Source organism: Trichocoleus sp. FACHB-591, from assembly GCF_014695845.1.
Taxonomy (GTDB): Bacteria; Cyanobacteriota; Cyanobacteriia; order FACHB-46; family FACHB-46; genus Trichocoleus.
Genome location: NZ_JACJPA010000071.1, coordinates 1 through 7,822, shown reverse-complemented (window position 1 = coordinate 7,822; position 7,822 = coordinate 1). Strand labels below are relative to the sequence as shown.

General features: G+C 47.3%; 3 protein-coding genes and 1 pseudogene. 2 read left to right on the top strand and 2 right to left on the bottom strand.

All coding sequences use genetic code 11. The features are described from left to right. Nucleotides 1–235 (top strand): annotated as a pseudogene (locus tag H6F90_RS12750) (ShlB/FhaC/HecB family hemolysin secretion/activation protein); the annotation flags it as partial. A gap of 84 nt (nt 236–319) precedes the next feature. Here H6F90_RS12750 and H6F90_RS12745 read toward each other — a convergent pair. After that, a complete protein-coding gene (locus H6F90_RS12745; protein WP_242024449.1) occupies nt 320–1,696 on the bottom strand; it encodes an AAA-like domain-containing protein in 1,377 nt (458 codons plus the stop codon). A gap of 169 nt (nt 1,697–1,865) precedes the next feature. Between H6F90_RS12745 and H6F90_RS12740 the strand changes: the two genes are divergently transcribed. After that, nucleotides 1,866–4,547 carry a CHASE2 domain-containing protein gene (locus tag H6F90_RS12740; protein ID WP_190552845.1) on the top strand — a complete coding sequence of 894 codons (2,682 nt, stop codon included), beginning with the start codon at nt 1,866–1,868 and terminating at the stop codon, nt 4,545–4,547. On the opposite strand, the gene H6F90_RS12735 is transcribed toward H6F90_RS12740, so the two are convergent. Then, the gene (locus H6F90_RS12735; protein WP_190552844.1) at nt 4,539–7,520 is read right to left on the bottom strand and encodes a filamentous hemagglutinin N-terminal domain-containing protein; all 2,982 of its coding nucleotides are present in this window, start codon (nt 7,518–7,520) and stop codon (nt 4,539–4,541) included. The genes H6F90_RS12740 and H6F90_RS12735 overlap by 9 nt on opposite strands. Between the last annotated feature and the right edge of the window lie 302 nt (nt 7,521–7,822).

Here is a 7,822-nt window from a genome sequence, read left to right as displayed (position 1 = left end):
CCAGATTCGTCGGTGGGATAGTGTTCTGCAACTCATCCCCTTTGTGGACTTTGGCACGGCTTGGAATCGGGGCGATCGCGAGGAGCCTGACCCAGACACTCTAGCGTCAGTTGTGTTAGGGCTACGTTGGCAAATGGGCGATCGCCTTACCGCTCGATTCGATTGGGGAATTCCTCTAGTTTCGGTGGATGCGAACAAAGACACTTGGCAAGAAAATGGGCTGTATTTTCCGTGACTTACAATCCGTTTTGAAACGGAGCGAACCTACCATAGCAGATAAGGATTAGGTTAGTGATGAGGAACTAAAGAAATGATGCGTTTAATTAGGCTCAGTGTCAGCTACTCTCTTTGTTTGGAAATATTGGCGATATAACTTGCAGCTTACCGTGACTTCACCCCCTACTTGGTTGATCAGTCCCATGCTGTTCAACTGGTGAGCAAAACTGGGTTCTAAATACATCGGTTCACGACTACTCAAGAAAGCATAAAATACTCGGAGCAGGGCAGGCTGTTGTTGGAGAGTCACCCAATGACGTTGTAGATGATAGTGATAAATTCCGGTGGGAGTTGCAGCGATCGCCAAAAGGTCGCTGAGAGACTGCTCTTGACGGCTAAGGTGATAAAGCGCTTGATGAATCAGAGCGGGATGTCCACCCACCATTGCTATGAGTTGTTTGGCAGCCGCTCCATCACTCCAGTTTAGACCGTAGAGTTGAGCCGATTGCTGCACTTGATCAATTGTAAATCCAACCAGTTGAGTTGCCAATCCTACATTGAAAGGAGACTGATTGAGTTGTAGTGGTACATAAGTTTCTGTAGAGTGAGCAATGACTAGGCGTAGATTTTGCCAAATTGGAACCCGTTTCGCTTCTTCATACCAGGAGCGCAATAGTGGGAGAACATCTTTAGCGACATAAGGATACTCCAAGATCTGGTTGAGTTCATCGATTACCAGCACCAGAGGAGTTTGAATCTGTTCTAGGAGATGCTGGCGAAAATACAGAGTGCAACTGATTTTGCTGCCAATATCTTCATCCCAATAGTCATCGAGTTTGGGCTCTAGTTGCAGTTGACGAGTAACGCTGGCACATAAACTGCGGAGAAAACGATTGAGATCAGCACAAATAGCTTGATCCATCTGCTCTAAATTGAGATACACGGCTAGATATCCCTGCTGTTGAGCATGATCTAAGACACGTAGCAGCAGCGATGTTTTCCCCATTTCTCTGGGAGCTTTCACTCGTATCAGCGCACCCGGTTTACAGATCTCCTCATAAACTTGGGCTTCAATCGGGGGGCGTGGGATATAAAACGGAGAGTTGAGAGCAATGGGGCCGCTCGGGAGGGTAGGGGCGATCGTTTGATGTTGAGTGATGCCAGAGATTACGAGGGGTATCGGGGGGGCCTGGGGTTTAGGATTAGCGTAAGAGGTCGCATATTCCTCCAATAAAATTCGACAACTTTTCTTTGTCAGGCGCTTCCCAACTAAGTCGGAAAGCCGATGCAAGAGTTCAGGGGCAACGACATTGGTCAAATAGCCAGGGCTATACCCGACCTCTTCTGCAATCTGATTATAGGTTTGGTATTGCCAGATTCCGCGTAATAGCAATGTTTCTGCTGGATTGAGGGGGCGGCTCTGCCTAGCAGTTAATTTCTGGTTGAGACTCTCAAAGAGGGTGTCAACATTCATGAGCATTGATACGCAGGGGTAGATGGTTTTAGAGGACTTTAAAGTGTAGTATGGCATTTTTTATGAGAGATCCCATGAGATTTAAGAGTTGCTTGATGCCGAAACAAAATGATATGCACTTGAAGAAGTTGATGAATCTCTGTTGGACAGCCTGACAACCGTTCAGTGTCTCTGTATGAATCAATACCAAGTCGGCGGTAGCCTGAATCAAGATTATCCTTACTATGTCAGGCGGCAGGCGGATACTGATCTGTATGAAGCATTAAAAGCTGGTCAATTCTGCTACGTCTTTAATGCCTGCCAAATGGGTAAGTCTAGCTTGATGGTGCAGGTATTACATCAGCTACAACAAGATGGGATTCATTGTGGCGCGATCGATCTGTCTCGCATCGGTAGTGAAACCTTAACATCAGAGCAGTGGTACAAGGGATTCGCTGTAGAACTGTGGCAGGCATTTGAGTTATTCCGCATCATTAACCTGAAACAGTGGTGGCAGGAGCGATTGGATCTGTCTCCGGTGCAGCGATTAGGCCAGTTTATCGAAGAGATTTTGCTACTCTCTACAGGTAATGAAACATATCCTTCACTCAAACGGGTGTTGTTTTTGGATGAAGTCGATAGTGTCTGTGGTTTGGATTTCTCACTAAATGATTTTTTTGGACTGATTCGTGCCTGTTATAACCGCCGTAGTTGGCAACCGGAGTACCAACGGCTAACATTTGTCCTGCTAGGGGTTGCTACGCCTGCTGAGCTGATGAGCGATCGCCAGAGGACTCCATTTAATATTGGGCGAGCAATTGATTTGTGTGGATTTGAGCCAGCAGAGGTTGAACCTTTGGCACAAGGGTTAGTTGGCTGTGTGCATGATCCCCGAGCTGCTCTGCAAGAAATCTTGAGATGGACAGGAGGGCAGCCTTTCTTGATGCAAAAGGTCTGTCAATTGCTGGTTAAATATCCTATTGCGACGGTAGCCGTTACAGATCGCGAACATATCGATCAACTCATTCAACAATTGATTATTCAAACTTGGGAATTTCAAGATGAGCCAGAACATTTACGCACGATTCGCGATCGCCTGTTGAGCCATCCACGATTTACAGGGAGATGTCTAAGCATCTATGAGCACATCCTCAAGGATGGAAGCGTAGAGTTTGATGGGAGCCGCGAACAGATTGAACTCTTGCTCTCTGGATTAGTGATCAAGCAGCAAGGACAACTAGTCGTTAAAAACCCTCTCTACCAGGCTGTGTTTAACCTCGATTGGGTACAGCATCAGCTGGTGCAACTGCGTCCCTATGCCATATCTTTTGATACCTGGATCAGATCTCACAAAAGGGATGCATCCTGTTTGTTGCGAGGACAGAGATTACAGAATGCCTTGACTTGGGCACTTGCCAAGAGCTTGAGTTCTGAGGATTATCAGTTTTTGGGAGCGAGTCAGGAGTTAGCAAAACGGGAAGCTCAGACTGCCCTGGAACTGCTGGAGCAGGCAAGTCAGTTATTAGCCACTGCCCGACAACGTGCCAGTCAGGAGATGAAAAAACGGCGAATTGGTTGGCGGTGGATACCCAGCTTGACGTTGAGTATAGCGATTCCTGTTTTGTTGGTGCGTAGCTTAGGGCTATTGCAGGGGCTGGAATTGCATTTGTTTGATCAGTTTGTGCTCTGGCGACCTCTAGAACCTAAAGATCCACGAATTGTCATCGTTGCGATCGACGAGCAGGATATTACTCAATCTGGGCACCCCCTATCGGATCAAGTATTGGCACAAGCAATTCAAAACATTCAAGTCCAAAACCCGCGCGTGATTGGGCTGGATATCTATCGAGATCTGCCTATTGAACCAGGACATGCAGACTTGGTGCGGTTGTTTCAATCTACACCCAACCTATTGGGTATTGAAAAGGTGGTAGGCGAGCGCGTTGCTCCTCCCCCGGTGCTAAAATCAAGAGATCAAGTGGGATTTGCAGACCAAATTGAAGATGCCGACGGTAAAGTCCGTCGGACACTTCTATCGGTTGCAATTGAAAACAAGACCCAATATAGTTTGGCGGTGAAACTAGCACTCCCTTATTTAGCAGCTGAAGGTGTCACTTTAAAGCCTTTGGATGCAGAGGGGCGACGTTTTCAACTGGGTAAAGCCATTTTTGAGAGATTTGAGCCCCAGGATGGTGGCTATGTGAATGCTCAAGCAGGCCAAACTTACCAAGCTTTGCTGAACTATCGCGGTACTGAAGCGAACTTTCTTACTGTGCCATTGCGACAAGTCTTAAACCGCCAGACACCTGCTGAACTGTTCCGCGATCGCATTGTTCTGATTGGCTACACTGCCGAAAGCATTAACGATCTATTCCAAACACTTTACAACGGTGGGTGGTTCAACCAGACACAACCGATTAATGGGGTGGTACTCCACGCCATTATTGTCAGCCAAATTGTTAGTGCGGCCCTAGATGGACGACCCCTGATTCGCGTCTGGTCTGACCCACTCGAATGGCTTTGGATGTTACTGTGGTCTGGGTTTGGAGCGGTGATTGGTTGGTCGCTGCGATCGCCCTTCAAACTAGCCATAAGCATTTTATTAACTAGCAGCCGGTTAATCGGTGGCAGTTATTTAGCATTTTTAGCAGGTTGGTGGCTACCTGTTGTGCCAACTCTTCTAGGTCTGTGGAGCACCGCAATCGCCCTAATTATTGTCACCGAGAAACAGCGCGACCGCCTCCAGTTTCGGCGTACATTTGATTTACTGCTAGAGGCGCGACAAGATTATCCTACCGCTGGACGGATTGCGATCGAATACCTCAAGCAATCAGAAACTAAAGAACATCAAGCCGAGATAGAGCGGCAACTAGAGTGAACGCTTCAGCAACGCACAATTGGGATTCCTGAGTGCTGCTGAACCTTGACCTGTGGGGTCTTGTGCTAATAAAACAATCGTACCTGTGTGATCGACCATCCATCCTTGTGCCTCCGCGATCGCCCCTGCTGTTGAGTTAGATCGCTCCATCTCCCGATCCCCTCGTTTCTCTATCTTCTGATTTCCTACCTCTCCGCGATCGTCCTGCCAAATCACCTGTCCTACCAACGGCTGCCTCGGATCCTCTGGCAAACCACCCCGTCCCGTTACAGCAAATGAACTCCCCTTATCTGACGGACAGGTAGCTGCAATCAGTTGGCTCGGATCAGCAAAATCAGTAGGTAACACGGTCAGCCCCCCTGCTGGGTCAGGATCAGGAGTTTGAACGGTAACGCTTCCTGTATCGATCGCCGAATTTGTTTGAGAGAAAGCTGTGATGTCATTCGTCGGTAAATTGCGTGGATCGAGTTGAGTGGGATCAGTTGTGCCAAGTAAACGCTGCAAATCTTCGCGAGTTCGTACATCGAACCAAAAGATATCTTGCGCTGTTAGGTTAATTCGTCCGCCCGATCCTTCAAAGGCATTAGCGATAATATCGTTGTTCTCATTGGGGGCAGAGATGACAAAATCTGCATCAATATCGATGTTGCCTCCAGTCGCAGTGCCGCTAGCATTGGTGGTGATGCTGCTGTCACGACGAAGCGTTAGAAGGGGGGATCGCAAATCAATATTTCCCCCACCACCAACGGTATCAGCATTTATTCTTGCCTGATTATCGAGCTGAATTGCATCAGCTGCGACTGTTAGCGATCCTGCACTACCTAAGCCTATACTTTTAACAGTCAGCGCTGCATTGTTGTTTAGCAGTAACGATTCGCTAGTAATGTTGATGCTGCCTCCGTTGCCAATGCCCGCCGGGAATACACCACTGGCTGCTGCACTTCCTCCATCAAAACTGACTGTATCGTAGGCATAAATGATTACATTACCTGCACTTCCTTGTCCATTAGTAGCAGAAATCAGTTGTGCCCTATTAGTAAGAAATACAGAATTTGCAGTAATCTGAACGTTTCCACCATCACCGATTACCGTACTACCAAATAATGAGTTATCTCCGACGGAACTGAAAGCAGAACTGGCGATACGTACCTTAGGGTCACTACCATCGAAGCGGACAGTATCACGAGCATTGATGATTACATTGCCTGCATCCCCATCTCCCTGAGTGAGAGCAGCCAGTTGGGCAATATTTGTGACGGATATGGAGTCTCCGCTAATACGAATGTCTCCTCCTTGGCCTCGTCCTGATGGAGCTATTATGCTGACGGCAAGTGAGTAATCAAAGCTGACAGCATCACGGGCTTCAATGTTGATATTGCCTGCATTTCCGACTCCATAGGTTCTGGCATATAAACCTGCACCATTGATGGTAGAGAATGCCCCAGTAGCGAGATTGAGATCGCCCGCATCACCGATCGCTCCAATTGCCACATCGTTTGTAACGCTGCTAGCAGCCAGGGTGATTGCTTCCGTCGTATTGATTTCAATATTCCCTGCCTTTGCACCAACAGACCCTAACCTTGGAGCGACTCCTGCTAGCAAGCTGCTCGATGTCATATCCACATTTCTGCCATGAATAGCAATGCTACCGCCGCCCCCGGCGCTGACATTGATTAGAGCATCCTCCGTTAAAGAGATATCAGCTCTTACTAGCCCATCAGGAACACTCAATCGCCATTCCTGCCCCTGCTGTACCAGTCCTACAATTCCTGAACCTCCTACCCCAGTTAATTCTATCTGTCCACCAAGAGCCTCTAATCTACCCCCCTCTAGCCTTACCTGATTGCTTACCAATGCTAGAGTTCTACCCGATTGAACTTGTAGTCCTTCCTGACGAGAGTTGAGCGTAATGGTGTAAGCTCCACTAGCAGGGCGAACAGTTGGGATACGAGGGTTCTCATCCCACCTATTGAGCGGTAAGCCTGCACCGGAGCCACTGGGATTCTCAACCGCATCAAAAATGTAGCCCTGAGAACTGAGAGGATTATTCGAGTAGCTGGAGATCCCCAGATAATAAATACCAGAGCGAGGTGGGATAAAGGATTGATACAGAGGGACAGTCGATTGAAATCCAACACTATCATTATTAGCAGCTACACCTAAACCACTGCTATCAAACAGAAACAGCTGTGTGTTGATGTTAGTAGCTGCTACAGTACTCGCTGTAAAGGGCTGCCCCTCCTTTAAAGATATTTGATACAGATCCACATCTTCATCACGTTCTAAATCTCCAGAGATAGCATCAGTGACTTCAGAAGTTGAACTATTGACAATTTGAGCACTATTTAGAAGCTGCCCTGCATCATCAACCTCAATAAATGGATTGTTCGGTTTTGAAATCTGACCAGCCTGCACGACAATGTCTCCTTCTCCGCCATTGAACTGAAGTCCAATCGGCACACCGATCGTGAGTAGAGGAGGCGGAGATGGATTAATAGCGCTGAAATCTACATTATTTGCAAAGCGAATACTGCTGGCTGTACTAGCGGTGAATGAAGCACGCATGTCCAGAGTGGCATTTGGACCAAAGAAAATTCCTTGAGGATTGATCAAAAATAGATTCGCATCACCCAACACACCTAGTGCACCCAGGATATTAGAGAGATTACTACCCGTCACTCGCGACAAAATAGTCTCTATACCGACAGGATTAGCAAAGTAAACTCGTTGCGACTCACCAATATTGAATTCCTGAAAGCTGTGAAATAGATTGGCACCTCGCTGTGCTCCCCCTTCAATCAAATCCCCAAACCGCCCTTCTATATTGACATTGGGAGTGATGATTGTACTCTCTGCATCTAAGCTATTATCTGGTAATAGTTGGGCAGCACTAGGTCGAGATAAAAAGAAACCTATTCCTGTGATCGCTGCAACAGTTACCCAATAAATGCCTCGTCTCCATTGCTGAACCATAGTGCATCTCCTGGATATTTTCTAGAGTACGGCGATCGCCACTTCCATCGAAAAAATCAGTAACAGAAATGTCAATAACAGATGAGTATGACAATAGCTCTTCTCATGCAACCAGAAAACTTCTGGTTTTTCAATCATCAAAAACTAACTGTATAACAATTAAATATTTCACCTCAGATCTTGCACCTCGTAATCTGAACCTCCCACCCCTGCTGCTGTAACAGCATGCGCTTTTGCTCAACTTCCTGAAGCAACAGGGCAACAACCACCTCGCCTAGGCAGGCTCCGAGCACGGTTGTCGC